At 62.1% G+C, this 18,697-nt stretch carries 14 protein-coding genes and 1 pseudogene; 11 read left to right on the top strand and 4 right to left on the bottom strand.

Annotated elements, in window-relative coordinates:
- Positions 1-6 precede the first annotated feature (6 nt).
- Both ABE456_RS08130 and ABE456_RS08125 read left to right on the top strand, forming a co-directional pair.
- Complete coding sequence (locus tag ABE456_RS08130) at positions 7-1,425, top strand: DNA polymerase Y family protein (RefSeq protein ID WP_346643461.1); 1,419 nt, start codon at positions 7-9, stop codon at positions 1,423-1,425.
- A complete protein-coding gene (locus tag ABE456_RS08125; RefSeq protein WP_346643460.1) occupies positions 1,422-4,502 on the top strand; it encodes an error-prone DNA polymerase in 3,081 nt (1,026 codons plus the stop codon). Before ABE456_RS08130 ends, ABE456_RS08125 begins: the two co-directional genes overlap by 4 nt.
- 97 nt (positions 4,503-4,599) lie before the next feature.
- Here ABE456_RS08125 and ABE456_RS08120 read toward each other — a convergent pair whose 3' ends face one another.
- The gene (locus ABE456_RS08120) at positions 4,600-5,421 is read right to left on the bottom strand and encodes an aldo/keto reductase (RefSeq protein ID WP_346643459.1); all 822 of its coding nucleotides are present in this window, start codon (positions 5,419-5,421) and stop codon (positions 4,600-4,602) included.
- On the bottom strand, positions 5,409-6,314 hold the full coding sequence (locus ABE456_RS08115; protein ID WP_346643458.1) for a LysR family transcriptional regulator: 906 nt from the start codon (positions 6,312-6,314) through the stop codon (positions 5,409-5,411). The genes ABE456_RS08120 and ABE456_RS08115 overlap by 13 nt, the downstream gene beginning before the upstream one ends.
- A gap of 140 nt (positions 6,315-6,454) precedes the next feature.
- On the opposite strand from ABE456_RS08115, the gene ABE456_RS08110 reads away from it, so the two are divergent.
- From ABE456_RS08110 to ABE456_RS08070, 9 genes and pseudogenes are all read left to right on the top strand, one after another.
- Positions 6,455-7,153 (top strand): CoA transferase subunit A, encoded by a 699-nt coding sequence (locus ABE456_RS08110; protein WP_004374230.1) that lies wholly within the window; start codon positions 6,455-6,457, stop codon positions 7,151-7,153.
- A 35-nt stretch (positions 7,154-7,188) separates the two neighbouring features.
- Positions 7,189-7,845 carry a CoA transferase subunit B gene (locus ABE456_RS08105; RefSeq protein ID WP_004576290.1) on the top strand — a complete coding sequence of 219 codons (657 nt, stop codon included), beginning with the start codon at positions 7,189-7,191 and terminating at the stop codon, positions 7,843-7,845.
- A gap of 151 nt (positions 7,846-7,996) precedes the next feature.
- A pseudogene (locus tag ABE456_RS08100) lies at positions 7,997-9,416 on the top strand (TIGR00366 family protein).
- 141 nt (positions 9,417-9,557) lie between these two features.
- Complete coding sequence (locus tag ABE456_RS08095; RefSeq protein WP_346643457.1) at positions 9,558-10,100, top strand: XRE family transcriptional regulator; 543 nt, start codon at positions 9,558-9,560, stop codon at positions 10,098-10,100.
- Between the two features lie 259 nt (positions 10,101-10,359).
- Positions 10,360-10,536 carry a hypothetical protein gene (locus ABE456_RS08090; RefSeq protein WP_346643456.1) on the top strand — a complete coding sequence of 59 codons (177 nt, stop codon included), beginning with the start codon at positions 10,360-10,362 and terminating at the stop codon, positions 10,534-10,536.
- A 265-nt stretch (positions 10,537-10,801) separates the two neighbouring features.
- The gene (locus ABE456_RS08085; RefSeq protein ID WP_346643455.1) at positions 10,802-11,359 is read left to right on the top strand and encodes a polysaccharide biosynthesis/export family protein; all 558 of its coding nucleotides are present in this window, start codon (positions 10,802-10,804) and stop codon (positions 11,357-11,359) included.
- A 24-nt stretch (positions 11,360-11,383) separates the two neighbouring features.
- Positions 11,384-12,499, top strand: coding sequence for a hypothetical protein (locus tag ABE456_RS08080; RefSeq protein ID WP_346643454.1), 1,116 nt, complete (start codon positions 11,384-11,386; stop codon positions 12,497-12,499).
- A 19-nt stretch (positions 12,500-12,518) separates the two neighbouring features.
- Positions 12,519-14,081 (top strand): Wzz/FepE/Etk N-terminal domain-containing protein, encoded by a 1,563-nt coding sequence (locus tag ABE456_RS08075; RefSeq protein ID WP_346643453.1) that lies wholly within the window; start codon positions 12,519-12,521, stop codon positions 14,079-14,081.
- Between the two features lie 11 nt (positions 14,082-14,092).
- On the top strand, positions 14,093-14,899 hold the full coding sequence (locus tag ABE456_RS08070) for a CpsD/CapB family tyrosine-protein kinase (protein ID WP_346643452.1): 807 nt from the start codon (positions 14,093-14,095) through the stop codon (positions 14,897-14,899).
- Positions 14,900-15,022: 123 nt separating this feature from the next.
- Here ABE456_RS08070 and galE read toward each other — a convergent pair whose 3' ends face one another.
- Complete coding sequence (galE, locus tag ABE456_RS08065) at positions 15,023-15,997, bottom strand: UDP-glucose 4-epimerase GalE (protein WP_346643451.1); 975 nt, start codon at positions 15,995-15,997, stop codon at positions 15,023-15,025.
- A 97-nt stretch (positions 15,998-16,094) separates the two neighbouring features.
- Positions 16,095-18,695 (bottom strand): glycosyl hydrolase family 5, encoded by a 2,601-nt coding sequence (locus ABE456_RS08060; RefSeq protein WP_346643450.1) that lies wholly within the window; start codon positions 18,693-18,695, stop codon positions 16,095-16,097.
- Between the last annotated feature and the right edge of the window lie 2 nt (positions 18,696-18,697).

The following is an 18,697-nucleotide window of genomic DNA, read 5'->3' as shown; positions in this document are numbered from 1 at the left end:
TGCACCATGCTCTGGGCCTGCATACTGCTTCCGCAGCTGGCGCTGGACACCGTCCTGCGTGAGCGTGAAGCCCCTGATACGCCCTTGGTGCTGCTTGGCGGGCCGAGCCAGCGTCGTGTGTTGCAGGCGGTCACCCCGGCGGCGGCTGCGCTTGGCCTGCGGGCCGGGCAAACGCTGACAGCGGCGCGCGCGCTGGCCGATGGCTTTACCTGCGTCGAAGCCGCCCCCAAACGCATCGACCAGGTGCAGCAGCTGCTGGCGGCCTGGGCCTATCGCTTCAGCGCCCAGGTCAGCTTGCATTACCCACGGGCGTTGTTGCTGGAAGTGGGTTCCAGCCTGCAACTGTTCGGCCCATGGCCCCTGTTCGAAGCGCGCTTGCGCCAGGAGCTGGCTGAGCTGGGCCTGCGCCACCGCATTGTCCTGGCCAGCAACCCGGTGGCGGCACGCATGCTCGCCAATGGTCACGACGGCTTGGCCGTGAGCGATACCGACGCCACACGTGCAGCGCTGCAGGGCATGCCAATCGAGCGTATCGGCTTGCCGGCGCAGGCCGCCGAAGCCTTTGCCCGCATGGGCCTGCGCCAACTGGGCCAAGTACTGGCCTTGCCGCGCGATACCTTGGCCAGGCGCTTTCCTGCTCAGGTGCAGTTGCACCTCGACCAGTTGCTCGGCTTGCGCAACCTGGGGTTGGACTTCTACCAGCCACCGGACCGCTTCGAAACCCGGCTGGAACTGAACTTCGATGTCGAATCGCACCAGGCCCTGTTATTCCCGCTGCGGCGCATGCTCAACGACCTTGCCGCCTTTCTCGCCGGGCGCGACTGCGGCGTGCAACGTTTCAGCCTGCACCTGGAGCACGCCGAAGGGCTAGAAACCTTGCTCCAGGTAGGCTTGTTGGCCGCCGAGCGCGATGCCGCGATGTTGTTCGAACTGGCCCGTGGTCGCCTGGAACCACTGCGTATTCCTGCCCCCGTGCGCAGCCTGCGGCTGGTTGCCGAAGAGCTGCCGGCCTTCGTGCCGCAACACCAGCCGTTGTTCGACCCGCGTGCGCAACAGGCGCAGCCCTGGGAGCAACTGCGCGAGCGGCTGCGTGCCCGCCTGGGGGATGAAGCAGTCAAGGGCCTGAGTGCTGCGGCCGATCACCGCCCCGAGTACGCCTGGCAAACGGTAGAGCAGGGGGCCCAAGGCAACATGCCGGTAGCCCCCGGTAGCCGTCCTGGCTGGCTGCTTAACACGCCCATGGCGCTGGATGAAGCCGGCTACCAAGTGCAAGGCCACGCCGAACGCATCGAATCGGGTTGGTGGGATGGCGGCGACGTACGTCGCGATTACTACCGCATCGAAACCCGTGACGGCCTGCGCGGCTGGGCCTACCGCGACCTGAGCCAGGCCGGCCCGTTGTGGCTGCAGGGCTGGTTCGCATGAACACCCCGGGGTATGCCGAGCTGCACTGCCTGTCCAACTTCAGCTTCCAGCGCGGTGCGTCAAGTGCCGACGAGCTGTTCCGGCGCGCGCGTGAACAGGGTTATCAGGCTCTGGCGATCACCGATGAATGTACTTTGGCTGGCATCGTCCGCGCCTGGCAGGCCTCCAGGCAGCACCAACTGCGGTTGATCGTGGGCAGCGAGGTGCAACTGCAGGACGGCCCCAAACTGGTGCTGCTGGCGCAGAACCTGATCGGTTACCAGAACCTGTGCGCATTGATCACTCGGGCCCGGCGGCGGGCGCAGAAGGGCGATTACCAGCTGTTTCGCGACGACCTGCAGCAGCACCATCAGGGCCTGCTGGCCTTGTGGGTGGCCGATGACGCCAACGACATGGCCACGGGCGGGTGGCTGTACAGTATGTTCAGCGAACGCCTGTGGTTGGCCGTGCACCTGCACCGGGGCAGTGACGATGCCCTGCGCCTGGAGCGCTTGCGAGGCCTGGCAGCCAAGCTGGGTATCCGCGCAGTGGCCTGTGGCGACGTGCACATGCATGTGCGCGGTCGTCGAGCCTTGCAGGATTGCATGACCGCCATCCGCCAGCACTGCCAGGTGGCCGAGGCCGGGCGCTTTCTGTTTGCCAATGGCGAGCGGCATTTACGCAGCAAACCACAACTAAGCGAACTCTACCCCGATGACTTGCTGGCAGAGACCCTGGCCATTGCCGAGTGCTGCCGCTTCGAGCTGAGCGAGCTGAAGTATCAGTACCCACGCGAACTGGTACCTGAGGGCCATACCCCGGCAAGCTGGCTGCGTGCACTGTGCGAGCAGGGTTTGCCGTTGCGCTGGCCCGGCGGGCCGAGTAGCAAGGTGCGCGACGTGCTGGCCAAGGAACTGGCGCTGATCGAGGAGCTGGGCTACGAAAGCTACTTCCTGACGGTGCACGATATCGTCGCCTTCGCCCGCAGCCAGCGCATTCTGTGCCAGGGCCGTGGTTCGGCGGCCAACTCGGTGGTGTGTTTCGTGCTGGGCATTACCGAGCTCGACCCCATGGAGCATCGCTTGCTGTTCGAGCGCTTCCTGTCGCGCGAACGCAACGAACCGCCCGATATTGACGTGGACTTCGAGCACGACCGGCGCGAAGTAGTAATTCAGTATGTGTTCCGTCGCTATGGCCGGCACCGTGCTGCGCTGACCGCAGTGGTCAACACCTATCATGCCGCTGGTGCGGTGCGGGATGTGGCGCGGGTGCTGGGCTTGCCGGCGGACCAGGTGGATGCCCTGGCCAAATGCTGTGGGCGCTGGAGCGACCGCATACCCGATGACCAGCGCCTGGCCGAGGCCGGTTTCGAGGCGGGCAGCCCTTCGTTGCGGCGGGTACTGGTACTGGCCGATGAGCTGATTGGCTTCCCCCGGCACCTGTCACAGCACCCGGGCGGTTTCGTTATTTCTCAGCAACCACTGGACCAACTGGTGCCGGTGGAGAATGCAGCGATGGCGGAGCGCACGGTGATCCAGTGGGACAAGGACGACCTAGACATGGTCGGCCTACTCAAGGTCGACGTGCTGGCATTGGGCATGCTCAGTGCCTTGCGCCGTTGCTTCGACTTGCTGCAACACCACCGTGGCCGGCAGTTGACCCTGGCGACCATCCCGGGCGAAGACCCGGCTACCTATGCGATGATCAGCCGCGCCGAGACCATGGGCGTATTCCAGATCGAGTCACGTGCGCAGATGGCCATGCTGCCACGGCTGCGGCCCACCACGTTCTACGACCTGGTCATCGAGGTGGCCATCGTCCGCCCCGGGCCGATCCAGGGCGACATGGTGCACCCTTACCTGCGTCGGCGCCTGAAGCAGGAACCGGTGACTTACCCTTCGCCGCAGCTCAAGGAAGTCTTCGAGCGTACCTTGGGTGTGCCGCTGTTTCAGGAACAGGTGATGGAACTGGCCATGGTCGCAGCCGACTACACGCCAGGCGAGGCCGACCAGTTGCGCCGCAGCATGGCGGCCTGGAAGCGCCATGGTGGCCTGGAACCGCACCGCGAGCGGCTGGTGCAGGGCATGTTGCGTAATGGTTACGCACTGGCGTTTGCCGAACGCATCTTCGAGCAGATCAAGGGTTTTGGCAGCTATGGCTTCCCGGAATCGCACGCCGCCAGCTTTGCCTTGCTGTGCTATGCCAGCAGCTGGTTGAAGTGCCATGAGCCGGCGGTATTCACCTGCGCGCTGGTCAACAGCTGGCCCATGGGCTTCTACAGCCCCGACCAGTTGCTGCAAGAGGCCCGGCGCCAAGGTATCGAAGTACGGCCGGTAGACGTGTGCCACAGTGACTGGGACTGCACCCTTGAGCCTGCCGCTGAAGAGGCCTTGGCCATTCGCATGGGCTTGCGCCTGGTGCGCGGCTTGGCCGAGGCCGATGCCAGGCGCCTGGAGCAGGCGAGGGCGCAGCGCCCCTGGCGCAATGTCGAAGACCTGTGCCTGCGTGCCGGGCTCGACCCACGTGCCCGTGCCTGCCTGGCCGATGCCGGCGCACTGCGCGCCTTGGCCAGCGACCGGCATCAGGCGCGCTGGCAGGTGGCGGCGGTGCAGCCACAGTTGCCCTTGTTCGCAGACGTGGAAGCCCTGCCTGAAACACCCGTGGATTTGCTTGTGCCCAGCGTTGGGGAAGACCTGGTGGCGGATTACCAGACCTTGGGCACCACACTCGGGCCGCACCCGCTGACCTTGTTGCGATCACGCCTGAGGGCGTTGGGGTGCCGCAGTTCGAGCGAACTGCAAGGCGTCGAGCATGGCGACAACATCGCCGTGGCCGGGCTGGTGGTGGGCCGGCAACGGCCGCAGACCGCCAGCGGGGTGACCTTCGTTACCCTGGAGGATGAACACGGCATGGTCAACGTGGTGGTATGGCGCGAGCTTGCCGAGCGGCAAAGGCGAGCGCTGGTGGGGGCGCAGTTGCTCAAGGTCAGCGGGCGCCTGGAACAGGAGAATGGCGTGAGGCACCTGATTGCGCGGCGGCTGGAGGATGTGAGCGCGTTGTTGCAAGGGCTGGATGTGCGTAGCCGGGACTTCCATTAGGCTCGCTGGTTTTCGCCGTGGTTTCTACATTGTCCGCGAGATCGCGCGCTGCGCGGGCGGCGCGCGGTCTCCCAGTCACCAAAGCCGCCATGGCGTACTAGACCATCGCCAACCGCTGCTTGCGCGTCGGCGCCGGGAACGCGCGGTCGATCGCCCGCAGGTCTTCGCTGCTCAAGGTCAGCGCACCTGCGGCAGCATTCAGCCGCACATGCTCGGGTGCCACGGCCTTGGGGATGGCAATCAACCCGTCCTCCCGGGTCACCCAGGCCAGGCTGACCTGGGCCGGAGTAGCGCCGTGGCGTTCGGCAATCTCCACCAGCACCGGGTGCTGCAACAGGCGCCCGGCCTGGGCCAGCGGGCAGTAGGCCATGGTCGGCAGCGCGCGCTTTTCGCACCACGGCAGCAGGTCGAATTCGATGCCACGCTGGGCCGGGTTGTACAGCACCTGGTTGGTGGCGCAATCAGGGTTGTGCAGTTCACGCAGGTCGTCGACATCGAAGTTGGACACGCCCCAGCGCTTGATCTTGCCTTGCTCGCGCAAGCGCTCGAAGGCTTCGACGGTTTCTTCCAGCGGGTGCTGCCCACGCCAGTGCAGCAGGTACAGGTCGATGTAGTCGGTGCCCAGGCGTGTGAGGCTGCGCTCGCAGGCAGCCGCCATGCCGCGCCGGCCGGCATTGTGCGGGTAGACCTTGCTGACCAGGAACACCTGATCGCGGCGCCCGGCAATGGCCTGGCCAACCACCTGTTCCGCACCGCCTTCGGCATACATTTCGGCCGTATCGATCAACGTCATGCCAAGCTCGATGCCCTGTTGCAGGGCTGCTACCTCGGCAGTACGGCGGCTTGGTTCTTCACCCATGTACCAGGTGCCCTGGCCGATGGCCGGAACGCTCGAACCTGCCAGTTTCACGTAACGCATGTCACCTCCGGGATCCGTGTATTGGAAAGCAGTACCTCAAGCAGCGCGTGCGCTGCGGTGGAAAGCTTGTGTTCGCTCAGGGCAATCACGCCGATGCGCCGCTCGACGGTAGGCTCGACCAAGGTCACGCAGCGGGCGCCAAGCTCTTGCATCTGGTTGATACACAGTGCTGGCACGGCACTCACCCCCAGGCCACTGGCGACCATGCGGCCGATGGTCGCCAGCTGGTGGCTTTCGAAGGCCACTGCCAGCTTGCCGTGGTGGGCAGCCACATTCTGCTCCATCAACAGGCGTACCGCCGAAGGGCGCTGCAGGGCCACGAAGTCTTCAGCCATCAGCTGCGCCCAAGTGACCTGGGGCAACAGTGCCAAGGGTGAATCAGCGGGCACTACCGCAACGAAACGGTCCATGTACAACGGGTGGAAGTCCAGCCCATCGATGTTGTCTGGCTCGAAGCCGATGCCCAGTTCGACGCGGCGATGGCGCACCAGTTCCTGCACCTGTTCGTTGATCACGTCATGCACGGTAACGTTGACCTTCGGGTAGCGCTGGCGAAACACCTTGAGCGACTGCGGCAGCAAGTTGCCGGCAAAGGCCGGCATGGCCGCCACCGAAACCCGGCCCAATTGCAGGGTGAAACGCTGGCGCAGCATCTCTTCGGTGTCGTCCCAGTCGGCCAGCAGGCGCCGCGCCAGCGGCAGCAGCACTTCGCCCTCGGCGGTCAGGCTGACGCTGCGGGTGGTGCGGCTGAGCAGGGCGCCACCGAGGTTTTCTTCCAGGGCCTTGATGGTCAGGCTCAGCGCCGGTTGTGAAACATGCAGGTGCTCACCGGCCTGGGCGAAGCTCTGGTACTTGGCTACGGCGACAAAGGCGCGCAGTTGCTTGACGTTCATGACGGGCCTATTGTTTGTTTTGCAAAAGTTATCAATCGATGACGAAAACAAAATTAACAAATCAGTCGCTTGCGGTGAAGATGTCTGCACACGCTCACCGACAGCCTCGTCGGTTCAACAACTACAAAAGGCGGATCAGCATGGCCGGACTGGACAAGCGCGTTGCAACCTATGAACAGGCCCTTGAAGGCCTGACCGACAACATGACGGTACTGGCCGGTGGTTTTGGCCTGTGCGGCATCCCGGAAAACCTCATCAGCGAAATCAAGCGCCGCGGCGTCAAAGGCTTGACTGTGGTCTCCAACAACTGCGGCGTCGATGGCTTTGGCCTGGGCGTGCTGCTGGAAGACCGGCAGATCCGCAAGATGATCGCCTCCTACGTGGGTGAAAACGCCGAGTTCGAACGCCAGTTGCTCAGCGGCGAGCTGGAAGTGGAACTGACCCCCCAGGGCACCCTCGCCGAGAAGATGCGTGCTGGCGGTGCCGGCATCCCGGCCTTCTACACCGCTACCGGCTACGGCACCCCGGTTGCCGACGGCAAGGAAGTGCGTGAGTTCAAGGGCCGCAAGTACATCCTCGAAGAATCCATCACCGGTGACTTCGCCATCGTCAAGGGCTGGAAGGCCGACCACTACGGCAACGTGGTGTACCGCAACACTGCGCAAAACTTCAACCCGCTGGCGGCCACTGCCGGCAAGATCACCGTGGTCGAAGTGGAAGAGATCGTTGAACCTGGCGTACTGCTGCCCAGCGAAATCCACACACCGGGCATCTACGTTGACCGCGTCATCGTCGGCACCTTCGAAAAGCGTATCGAAAAGCGCACCGTCAAGGCCTGAGCGCCATCCACCAGAACAACAAAGAGATCCAGACCATGGCACTGACCCGCGAACAGATGGCGCAACGCGTCGCCCGTGAACTGAAGGATGGCTACTACGTCAACTTGGGCATCGGCATTCCAACCCTGGTGGCCAACTACGTACCCGCCGACATGGATGTGATGCTACAGTCGGAAAACGGCCTGCTCGGCATGGGCGAATTCCCCACCGAAAGCACCCTTGACGCCGACATGATCAACGCTGGCAAGCAAACCGTCACCGCCCGCCGCGGCGCCTCGATCTTCGATTCGGCGCAATCGTTCGCCATGATCCGTGGCGGCCATGTCGACCTGACCGTGCTGGGTGCGTTCGAGGTGGACGTGCAGGGCAACATCGCCTCGTGGATGATCCCTGGCAAGCTGGTCAAAGGCATGGGCGGCGCCATGGACCTGGTGGCCGGCGCCGACAACATCATCGTCACCATGACCCACGCCTCCAAGGACGGTGAGTCCAAGCTGCTGCCGCAGTGCAGCCTGCCGCTGACCGGTGCCGGTTGCATCCGCAAGGTGCTGACCGACCTGGCCTACCTGGAAATTGAAGACGGCGCCTTCATCCTGCGCGAAACCGCACCGGGGGTGAGCGTTGAAGAAATCATCGAGAAGACCGCCGGCAAGCTGATCGTGCCGGATGATGTCAAGGAAATGACCTTCTAACAGCATTATCGCAACCCCTGTGGGGGCGGGTTTACCCGCGAATGCGTCGGTACATTCACCGCCGCATTCGCGGGCGAACCCGCTCCCACAGGTTTTTTGTGTTTCTGGTAATACCGTTTCACCTCATAAAACCAATAAAAGGAATTGTACTGTGGCCGCTGAAATCCAAGACAGCCGTTCCGCGCGCTTTGCCTTGCGCTGTTCCAACTGGGCCGAACGCTGGTTTCCCGATTCGTGGGTGTTCGCTGCCTTGGCGGTGCTGCTGGTGTGCATTGGCGCCCTGGCCATGGGCGCCAAGCCGACCGACACTGCCAAAGCCTTTGGCGATGGCTTCTGGAGCCTGATCCCATTCACCATGCAGATGGCTTTCGTGGTCATTGGCGGCTATGTGGTGGCCAGCTCGCCGCCCGCCGCGCGGCTGATCGACCGCCTGGCGCGCATCCCTGGCAATGGCCGCTCGGCGGTGTGCTGGGTGGCGCTGATTTCGATGCTGGCGTCGTTGCTCAACTGGGGCCTGTCGCTGGTGTTCGGTGGCCTGCTGGTACGCGCCCTGGCCCGGCGCACCGAGCTGAAAATGGACTACCGCGCTGCCGGTGCGGCTGCTTACCTGGGCCTGGGCGCGGTATGGGCGTTGGGCCTGTCATCCTCGGCGGCGCAGTTGCAGGCCAACCCGGCCAGCCTGCCACCGTCGATCCTGTCGATCACCGGGGTGATCCCGTTCACCGAGACCATCTTCCTCTGGCAGTCCGGCGTGATGCTGGCGGCGCTGGTGATTGTCTCGCTGGTCATTGCCTACGCCACGGCGCCAGGCCCGAACAGTGCGCGCAGCGCTGAAGACTGCGGCGTCGACCCAAGTTTCACCGCGCCACCGACACCCCAGCGTACCCGCCCAGGTGAGTGGCTGGAGCACAGCCCGATCCTGATCCTGATGCTGGTAGCCCTGGCTGGCGGTTGGCTGTACCAGGAGTTCGCCACCAAACCGGCGATTACCGCTATCTCCGGGCTCAACACCTACAACCTGTTGTTCATCATGCTCGGTGCCTTGCTGCACTGGCGCCCGCGCAGTTTCCTTGACGCGGTGGCGCGTGCCGTGCCCACTACTACCGGCGTGCTGATCCAGTTCCCACTGTATGGTTCGATTGCCGCCATCCTCACCCAGGTGAAGGGCGTCGACGAACAGACGCTGGGCCCATCACATTTCGCTGTTCTTCACCCAGATCGCCACCCATGACACTTATGCAGTGCTGATGGGCGTGTATTCGGCGGTGCTGGGCTTCTTCATCCCGTCGGGCGGCGGCAAGTGGATCATCGAGGCCCCCTACGTGATGCTGGTGGCCAACGACCTGCAGTACCACCTGGGCTGGGCAGTGCAAATCTATAACGCCGCCGAAGCTTTGCCGAACCTGATCAACCCGTTCTACATGCTGCCGCTGCTAGGTGTACTGGGGCTCAAGGCTCGCGACCTGATCGGCTTTTCGTTCGTGCAGTTGCTGGTGCATGTGCCGTTGGTGCTGGTGTTGCTGTGGGCTTTGGGCACGACGCTGCAATATGTACCACCGGTGATGCCTTAACCTGAAGCCTTGCGCGGTCCATTGTAGGAGCGGCCTTGTGTCGCTCCTACAAGAACACAGCGCAAGCCGACCTGGGCCAGCATTTCCTTCACAGTCCAAGTATCATTGCCAGGCTGCCTTCGCTTGGGAAACCCGCGTCACATGTCTATCCGATTGAAACTGCTGCGTAAGAAACTGGGGATGACTCTGGAATTGCTGGCCGACAAGACCGGCATGACCAAAAGTTACCTGTCCAAGGTCGAGCGCGGCCTGAACACGCCTTCGATTGCCGCCGCACTCAAGCTGGCACGGGCGCTTAACGTCAATGTCGAAGAGTTGTTCGCCGAAGAGCAGACCGGCCAGAGCCGCTACAGCCTGGTGCGCCAAGGCGAGCGCCAAGCCCTGGTAGGTGACGGCGAAGGGCCGGGGTACGCAGCCCTCACCGGCCAGGTAGGGCAGCGTAGCCTGCTGCCGTTCCTGATACAGCCACCGTCAGAGTTCAGTGACCCTACCTTCAAGGAACACCTGGGCGAGGAATTCCTGTTCGTGCACGCAGGCCAGGTGGAAGTGGACTTCATGAACGAGCGGGTGTTGCTTGAGCAGGGTGATGCCCTGCATTTCAACGCCCAGACACCGCACCGGCTTCGTTCAGTAGGGCCGCTGCCAGCGCAGTTGCTGGTCGTGGTACACCACGCAGACGAATGAAGCGCAGGGGGGCTTGATGCCCCCATCACGGCTTTTGCCTTTCTCATGAGTGAAACGCTGCATCCTGCACCGGTAGCGTTGTCATGCACAAATTGCATGTCGATATTTTGACGATCAGGCCACTTGCCCATTGAATTTTATTATGGTGTCGGATCATTGACGTAATGTCATAGTGCCCATAAGCTCAAATAGACAGCAAATCAACCCCCGCAACACCACGCCAATAACTCATTGATTTTCTTCTTTAAAGGAAGGGCGTATGCGCACGACTCTGATTATCAAATCGATGTTCTTGCTGGTGCTGTTGAGTGGCGCGGCTCGCGCGGCAGATTCGTATATCAATCAGAACAGTATCATCCCTGTTTCAACTGCTGGGTGGTTCTTCGCATTTGCCGTTGTCGGCTTTGTGGCAGTGGCCAACCGCAGAAAGATCTGAGCCCTTGGCCTGGCACCTTGTGTTTGCCAGTAACGCCATTGACACAGTGCTTGGCTTGTCAATTTCCCAACCGTTGCTATATTCCCAGTAGCCAGTGAAGGTCCACGGTTACAGGCATCGCAGCCTAGGCTGCGCAGCGTCAAGGTAAGGGCCTCCAGGAAGGTCGAGGCCATCGCGGCGGGTGTAGGCTGCGAAGCGGAGCGAGAGTTGGTGTGCTGTTCTCATTCAGTGCTCTTTGTCGGGCCATTTGGCCGGAGGGACCCTCATGAAGCGTTCAATGTTTGCCGCGTTCTGCATGCTGACGCTGTGGTCCGGTGCCAGCAACGCCGACCAGAACGGTGCAGCCTACCTGCTCAGTCCTGGTGATGTGGTGATGGTTTCGGTATGGCAGGAAGACAGCCTGCGTCAAGAAGCCACCGTACTTCCCGATGGCAGTATCACCTTCCCCCTGGCCGGGCGCATTGATGTCGCCGGGCTGGATGTAACGGCAGTGGAAAAGCAAGTTGCTGCCAAACTCGAAAAATTCCTCCCCGACCCGAACGTCAGCGTTGTCGTCAAGAGCATCGCCGGCAACCTGGTCTATGTCCAAGGCAAAGTGATCAAGCCCGGGCCGGTGCAAATGGCAGGTCCCACTGCCGTGCTGCAGGCCCTGAGCATGTCGGGTGGCCTCGACAAGTTTGCTGACGTAAGCGAAATCAAGGTGGTCCGCGGCACCGGCGCTTCCCAAAAGATCCTGCCCGTGCGATATAAGGACCTGGTGACTGGGCGTGACATGTCCACCAACATTCAACTTCAGGCTGGCGATACGCTGGTCGTTCCTTGATCTTGCCTTTAATAAGAACACTTAATGCCTCTTCTTAGAACAACTAGCATTGCAACGGCAATTTTAGTCTTGCCGATTACCGACACGGTCCTGGCGGCAAATTGGCAGTCTACGGTGGTGGTACCGACATCCGTCGAATACGACAGCAACCCTTTGCTGCTGTCCTCGGATGAAAAGGGCATAACGCGCACGATCATCGCGCCGGACTACACCTTGATCGGTACCTTCGACCGTGACGAATTGAGGTTGGGGCTGGGCATGAATGTAATGCGCTCTTCCGACACGGACGTGGTCGATAACCGTGAAGACCCCGATGTAAGCCTGGGTTGGCAGCGCACCACCGAACGTGGGCGTTTCGGTTTGCTGGCGCGCTACAACGAGAGTTCGACGTTGTCGGGGACGGTGCTGGATACCGGTGTAGTCACCACCGACGGCACGCAAAAGCTGTACACGTTGACTGGCAACTGGAGCCGGGCAATTACCGAGCGCAGTACCCTGAGCAACGAAACCACGTACAACCGTGCCCGTTACGACATCAGCACGCTGACCGGGTATGACGAGCTGGCGAACGACTTTACCTGGACTTACGCCTTGAGCGAGCGGGCCGATGTGTATACCCGCTTCGGCGCCCGACGCTATGAGCCCGAGCAAGACCAGACCGCGACAGCCTCCAACAGCTACACCCCCGCAGTGGGGGTCAAATACCAACTCTCCGAGCGTCTGAGTGCCGATGCACATGTGGGTGTTACCGAGGTTTCCGGCGACGAAGGTGGCCGACGCGGGGAGGGTGGGGTTGCGCTTCTGTATACCGGCGTGCGTTCCGACGCCAGCTTCACCGCCGAGCGCAGTACGGTGGCCAGCGCCGAAGGCGGCTTCGCCGAGCTGGACCAGGTGCGTGGTGTGTGGAGCTACGCAATCGGCGAGTTGACCCGGGTAGGCGCCGACGCTGCCTGGCAAGACAGCAAAGGGCAGACTCCGAATACGCTGCAGACATACAGCGTATGGGCCAACCGCCAGTTTTCGCCTTACTGGGACCTGCGCCTGTCGCTGATGTACAAGGAACGGCAGCAGGATCACGAAGCCGATGCAACCGCTACGATCGTTGGTTTGACGTTGACGTACAGGTACCCCGACATCTGAACCGCAGGCAGGTGGCCCCATGAAGTCTGACTACGAGCTCTCCCTCAGAGATTACATCGCCATTATCAAGGACAGGGCCCTGGTGTTAGGGGTGAGTGCCGCAGTCATTCTTGCCGCGACGGTAGCCGTCGCATTGGTGGTGCCGCCGATCTACCAGTCGACCGGCACCATCCTGGTGGAGTCGCAGCAGATTTCCCCCGAGCTGGTGTCAACCAACAGCACCACTTTTGCCGATGAACGCATTGAGGTCATCCGCCAGCGAGTGATGACCCGCGAGAACCTGCTGCGCATCATCGACAAGTACAACCTGTTCGCCGACAAGCGCCTCAGCGAAAGCGACAAGATCGACCAGATGCGCAGTGCCATCGTGGTAGAGACCCTTTCCACATATGTGCGTGGGCGCGGTGAAGCGACTGTGGCGTTCAATGTCTCCTTCGAGCACAAGCAGGCAGAAGTGGCCAAGGAAGTCGCCGACGAACTGGTAACCTTGTTCCTCAACGAAAACCTCAAGCAGCGCACCGAGCGGGCTAACGAAACCACCGAGTTCCTGACCCAGGAAGCGAACAAGCTGGGGGCCGAACTGGCCAGCCTGGAAAACCAGCTGGCGGACTTCAAGCAAGCTCATGCCAATGCCTTGCCAGAGCACCAGACCCTGCGCATGAACATGCTGTCGCGCTCGGAGCTGGAGTTCCGTGAGGTCGATCGCGATTACAAGGCCGCCCAGGAAGAGCTGCGCTACCTGGAGCTGGAGCTGTCTGCGGCCAACGCCGGCCTGGCCACCAAGGCCGTCGACGGCAGCAAGCCGGCCAGTGCCGACCAGCCCATGGACCTGCCAAGCCTGAAAGCCGAATACGCCCGGCTACTGACCCGCTACAAGGAAGCCCATCCGGATGTGCTGGCGGTCAAGCGCAAGATCCAGGCACTTGAAGCCAGTGGTAATCGCACGGCGGTGGCCTCTACGGCCAACCTCGACGTCGCCCGCGTTCGCGCCAAGATGAGCGCCACGCAGGAACGCATCAGTTCGCTGGCAGAGCAGAAGCGCGAGTTGACCAAGAAGATGGAAGGCTACGAGGCTGAGATCCTTGAAGCTCCGCAGGTCGAACGTGGCCTGGTGACCTTGATGCGGGACCACGACAACGCACGCAAGAAGTACGAGGAAATCCGTGCCAAGGAAATGGGCGCGAAAATTACCGAAAGCCTGGAGCAGGAAAACAAGGCCGAGCGCTTTGTACTGCTGGAGCCGCCGTTGATGCCTGAGAAACCGATCAAGCCCAACCGCAAGAAAATCGCGGCGCTGGGCCTGGTGCTGGCACCGGCCGGTGGCGGTGCGCTGGTGATGCTGCTGGAAATGCTCAACCAGCGCGTGCGCGGCGTTGGTGCCCTGGAAAACCTGATTGGCAAGCGGGTGCTGGTGGCACTGCCATACATCGATACCCGAGCTGACGTGGCCAGGCGCAAGCGCTGGCGCAACTGGTTGATCCTGGCGGCACTGGCGCTGGCAGCTATCATGGTAGTGCTGGTGCACGTGTTCTACATGCCACTGGATGTGCTGCTGTACAAAGTCATGTCTCGGTTTGCATAGGGAAAGCAGTGATGGACAGGACCAAGCCGGCTGTTGGCAATAATCTTCATCAGGTTACCCCAGGTACCCCCCAGGCTTTGTCACCGGCCCCCGGTACGGCGCTGGCGGAAGTACCTGGTCAGTTCGACTACGTGAACACCAAGGTGGTGGCGCTGCGTGCAGATCACCTGGAGCGCCACCGCATCGTCGCCTATAACAAGAACTCCCACATGAACGGGCCGATCGACCTGTTGCGCACCCAGGTGCTCAGGATGATGGATGAGAACGGCTGGCGTACCTTGGCCATCACCTCGCCAACGCCTGAAGCAGGCAAGACGGTGCTGGCAATAAACCTGGCGATGAGTATCGCCCATCACACCACCAAGACCGCATTGCTGGTGGACTTCGACCTGCGCCGGCCCAAGGTTGGCAGCAGCCTGGGCCTGCCGATGGACAATGCGCTGAATGAGTTCCTGACGGACAAGGCCGAACTGCAAGACTGCCTGGTCAACCCGACCCTGCCACGCTTTGTGGTGCTACCGACGCGGGTGCCCGTGCCGTTGTCGACCGAGATGCTGTCGTCCCCCAAGGTGAACAACCTGATCAGTGAACTGCGCAACCGCTACGAGTCGCGTATCTGCATTTTCGACTTGCCGCCACTGCTCAGCTCGGACGATGCGATTACCGTGATACCCAAGTTCGATTGTGTATTGCTGGTGGTGGCCAACGGGATGAACAACAGGAAGGAGATCGAGGATTGCCTGCATCACCTGGCCACGGTAAACCTGGTCGGGACAGTGCTGAACAAGGCCGACGAGCAGCCGCGGACCTATTACTAAGGCTCAAAATTCTGGGGCTGCTTCGCAGCCCATCGCGACACAAGGCCGCTCCCACAGGAGAATGCATACCTCCTTGTGTTGCGGCCTTGTTTCGCGAAAGGGGCGCAAAGCGCCCCCAAAATCTCAGCCCTGGTGCTTAGCCCAGGGATACTTCAACTCCCACTGCCAGGCATGCCGCACAATCTGCTCCAACGAAGCAAACTCCGGTCGCCAGCCCAGCACCCGCATGGCCTTGCTCGCATCCGCCACCAGGCGGGGCGGGTCACCAGCACGGCGCGGGGCGTCAAGGGTGTGGATCTGCTGCCCGGTCACCGCTCGGGCAGTGTCGATCACCTGTTGCACCGAAAAGCCCAGGCCATTGCCCAGGTTGAACGCGGCACGCTCGCCACCCGCCAGTAAATAATCCACCGCCAGCGCATGGGCCGCCGCCAGGTCGGCCACATGCACATAGTCGCGTATGCAGGTGCCATCCGGCGTGTCGTAGTCGCGGCCAAATACCGTTACCGCCTCACGCCTGCCTGAAGCGGCCTGCAGGATCAGCGGAATCAAGTGGGTTTCCGGATCATGGCGCTCGCCCAGTTGGCCCTCCGGGTCGGCACCTGCCGCATTGAAGTAGCGCAGGCACACCGACTTCAAGCCGTAGGCCCTGTCGAAGTCCTCAAGGATCTGTTCGACCATCCATTTGCTCAGCCCATAAGGGTTGATCGGGCCTTTGGCATGCGCTTCATCGATAGGCACATAGTGCGGGTTACCGTAAACGGCAGCACTTGAAGAAAATACCAAGTGCCTGATACCGGCACTTACCATGGCCTGCAGGAGGGTGAGGGTTGCTGCGACGTTATTCTGGTAATACTTGCCCGGCACGCTGACGGACTCACCCACCTGGATGAACGAGGCAAAGTGGAACACGGCATCGAAGTGGCAAATGCCAAACAGCACATCCAGGGCGGCTTCGTCGGCAATGTCCAGCTTGGCCCACTGGATGCCGGGGCCAGGCGAAACCAGGTCTGCCACCACCACCTCGTGGCCAGCATCGAGCAGGTGCTTGACCATGTGCGAGCCTATGTAGCCAGCACCACCGACAACCAGGAACTTCATCCGCACCTCCTGTGATCTGCTGTTTTACAGACGCAGTGAACCGTCCCTGAAAAGTACAGGTGGCATGATCAGCTACAGATGACTTGAGCGTAGTGCCCTATTTCAAGAACAGCCAGTTGGACATGTACTTACCGTCAAATGTGATCAGGTAGTGGCCGTCCTTGTAGGCTGCCGGCAGCGCTTTCAACTGCGCCTGCGCATCCCGTGCGAACAGTTTCAGGCCGGCGGGCGCCTTGATGCTAAGCGTGCCTTCCAGGGGTTCGACGTTGAACGGTGTCTTGTACTCGCCCTTGGGCACCGCACGGGTGCCCAGCGACAGCAGCAGTTCGCGCGACTGGCCCAAGGGTTTGCCGTCCAGGCTCTGCACCACGACGCTGGCGTAGGGGGTTTGTGCCTGCACCTGGATGTCGCCCAGGCTGATCGAGCGGCCACCCAGCCAGCCGGTGGCGGCCTGGGTCAGTGGCGTGTCGATGGTGTAGATGCCCTTTTGCCAGTTGCGCTTGAGCTCACCGGTATCGGTCACCGCTTCGCTGGCATCGGCGGCCAGCAGTGATTGTCCTGGGTCGTGCAGCACCTGTGCGTCGGCGGGGATGGCGGCAGGTTGCAGCCAGGGCAACTCTGGCGTTTGTGGCAGGGCGATCTGCAATTGGCCTTTTTCCATGGCTGTGCGCAACAGCGGTGAGTTGCGCGGGGTGATCTCCTGGTTGTACAGGGTGGCTGGCGTGGGAGCGAATACGTAGCGGGTGGTGGCCGGCTTCACATCCGCGCGGCGATAGAGCAGGGCGGCAGCGGGCAGGGTGGCGAGCAGTGCCGGGTCGTTGTAAGCGTGCCAGTTATCCGCCGTGCGCCACCCTGGGTTGAAGGCCTGCTGGCTATAGGCATATTGCATCAGCGCGTCCCAGCCCTGGTGGCTGGCAGTGCCGGCCACGTACAGCGGCAGCGAATGGCGGTCGGGCAGCGGGAACGGCTCGGCGTTCCACTCGGTGACGGTCAGCGGTTTGCCGACCACCTGGGCGGCGGCGATCCAGTCGATCATGCCGTCGCTGGTTAGCGGGTTCTTTTCCAACTGGCCAATGGCACCGTAGCTGTGGGCATCGATGACATCGCCTGCGGTCAGTGCCGGCAGTGCGCTCAGGCCATTGCCGCCCCAGGTACTGGTGGTGGCGATCGGCACTTTCACGCCAAGGCCGCGCAGGTGCGCGATCATGTCGGCATTGAAGCGTTGCTCCAGGTCATTGAGGAGCAGCTTCGACGGGCCATGCTCCCAGGCACGCCAGGTGAGGTCGGCGGGCAGGTCATATTGCCTGGCGAAGGCTTTGGCCGCCTCCATGTAGCGCGCGCTGTGGTGCGGTACATCCTTGTTTGGCATCAGGGCATTGCCATAGTGCTGGGTGAGGTCGTTTTCGTTGGTGATCAGCACTGCGGCAATGGCCGGGTCGTCCTTGTAGGCCAGGCCGGTGTACGTGTTCACATGGGTCAGGTACTGCTCGGCAAAGCGCTTCATCGCCTGCTGGATGCTGTTATTCACATAGGCGTAACCCTTCAGGTCGACACGGTCGCCACCCTTGGCCAGCTCCTTGAAATCGTCAATATTGTCGTTGGCGGTGAGGGCACGCTGCACGTGCATGTCCAGCCAGATATAAATGCCTTCGTCCTTGAGCGCCTTGATCCACAGGTCGAGCTTGCGCAGTGACTCGGCGCTGAGCTGCTGGGTATCGCGCACCAGGGTGCCGTCGCCAAACACGTTCGGGCTGACCCACGGTGAATCGTGGTGATGCAGGCGAACCAGGTTAAAGCCCAGTGCCGAAAGGCGTTTGGCTTGTTGGAGGATTTCCTCGTCGGGGCTTTTGAACAGCGAATAAGCGGACAGGTTGGTGCCCCAGAAGCGCACAGGGGTGTTGTCTGCGAACATCAGCTGCTCGCCTACAGCCCTGACGAAACCACGTTTGCCGGCTGGCCTCTCTGCAGCATTGAGGAACGACAGGTCCACCGGCGCGGTGCGCCAGTCCAGCTGGTCGTCGGGCCAGCTGGCAGGGTCGGCAAGGCCGAAGCGCTCGGTGGGGGTGGGCCCCAGTTCGATGTCGCCGGTGATGTTCAGCACGGCTTTGACTTGCTGTCGGCCGGCGCTGATTGGGTCCTTGTAGAAGAACGCGCGCAGCTCGGATGGGTTGCCGCGCTCGAAATACACGTTGGCCAGCGGCGGCTCGAAGCGCATCTCGATGCGTCGGCCCTGGTCAGCCTTGCCCCACGACCAGCCACGGTTGCCGGCCAGCAGTTGCGGGGCCCCCATGTCACCGGCAATCTGTGCCGGGTCGAACTGGAATACCATGCCGCCGCCCATCACCCCGGCCTGGCGGCTGTGGGCGTCGAGGTCAAAGGCCCAGCTCAGGGTTTGCGCCTGCTCCTTGCGGATGTCCGCCGTCAGGTCGAAGTCCAGCGCCTTGTTGCGGCCCTGTAGCGTGTAGTGGTAGGGGCCGTCGACCTTGAAGGTGGTATCGAAGGCTGTCCAGCCCCAGTTGGCCGCCCAGAAGTCGAACTTGGCTGTCATCACCGGCCCACCGCCGCGCGTCACCGTGGGCAAGCCATTCTGTTCTTCGACGCTGACCTGCCATTGCGCTGACCAGCCGGCCAACGGCAGCAGGGCTAGGCCAGCAATGGCCGAAACCCGCACGAAACGCTGCAGGGTGAGCACGTTCATAG

This window comes from Pseudomonas sp. TWI929, assembly GCF_039673335.1.
Lineage (GTDB): Bacteria > Pseudomonadota > Gammaproteobacteria > Pseudomonadales > Pseudomonadaceae > Aquipseudomonas.
Note: the sequence above shows the minus strand (reverse complement) of the source record. Positions and strands in the feature narration are given on the sequence as shown.

Excerpts from the sequence above, each read along its gene's own strand:
- ABE456_RS08070 (WP_346643452.1), top strand. The coding sequence starts at position 14,093 with ATGGACAGGACCAAGCCGGCTGTTGGCAATAATCTTCATCAGGTTACC.
- ABE456_RS08075 (WP_346643453.1), top strand. The coding sequence starts at position 12,519 with ATGAAGTCTGACTACGAGCTCTCCCTCAGAGATTACATCGCCATTATC.
- galE (WP_346643451.1), bottom strand. The coding sequence starts at position 15,997 with ATGAAGTTCCTGGTTGTCGGTGGTGCTGGCTACATAGGCTCGCACATG.
- ABE456_RS08095 (WP_346643457.1), top strand. The coding sequence starts at position 9,558 with ATGTCTATCCGATTGAAACTGCTGCGTAAGAAACTGGGGATGACTCTG.
- ABE456_RS08115 (WP_346643458.1), bottom strand. The coding sequence starts at position 6,314 with ATGAACGTCAAGCAACTGCGCGCCTTTGTCGCCGTAGCCAAGTACCAG.
- ABE456_RS08120 (WP_346643459.1), bottom strand. The coding sequence starts at position 5,421 with ATGCGTTACGTGAAACTGGCAGGTTCGAGCGTTCCGGCCATCGGCCAG.
- ABE456_RS08110 (WP_004374230.1), top strand. The coding sequence starts at position 6,455 with ATGGCCGGACTGGACAAGCGCGTTGCAACCTATGAACAGGCCCTTGAA.
- ABE456_RS08060 (WP_346643450.1), bottom strand. The coding sequence starts at position 18,695 with ATGAACGTGCTCACCCTGCAGCGTTTCGTGCGGGTTTCGGCCATTGCT.
- ABE456_RS08105 (WP_004576290.1), top strand. The coding sequence starts at position 7,189 with ATGGCACTGACCCGCGAACAGATGGCGCAACGCGTCGCCCGTGAACTG.
- ABE456_RS08130 (WP_346643461.1), top strand. The coding sequence starts at position 7 with ATGCTCTGGGCCTGCATACTGCTTCCGCAGCTGGCGCTGGACACCGTC.
- ABE456_RS08090 (WP_346643456.1), top strand. The coding sequence starts at position 10,360 with ATGCGCACGACTCTGATTATCAAATCGATGTTCTTGCTGGTGCTGTTG.
- ABE456_RS08125 (WP_346643460.1), top strand. The coding sequence starts at position 1,422 with ATGAACACCCCGGGGTATGCCGAGCTGCACTGCCTGTCCAACTTCAGC.
- ABE456_RS08085 (WP_346643455.1), top strand. The coding sequence starts at position 10,802 with ATGAAGCGTTCAATGTTTGCCGCGTTCTGCATGCTGACGCTGTGGTCC.
- ABE456_RS08080 (WP_346643454.1), top strand. The coding sequence starts at position 11,384 with ATGCCTCTTCTTAGAACAACTAGCATTGCAACGGCAATTTTAGTCTTG.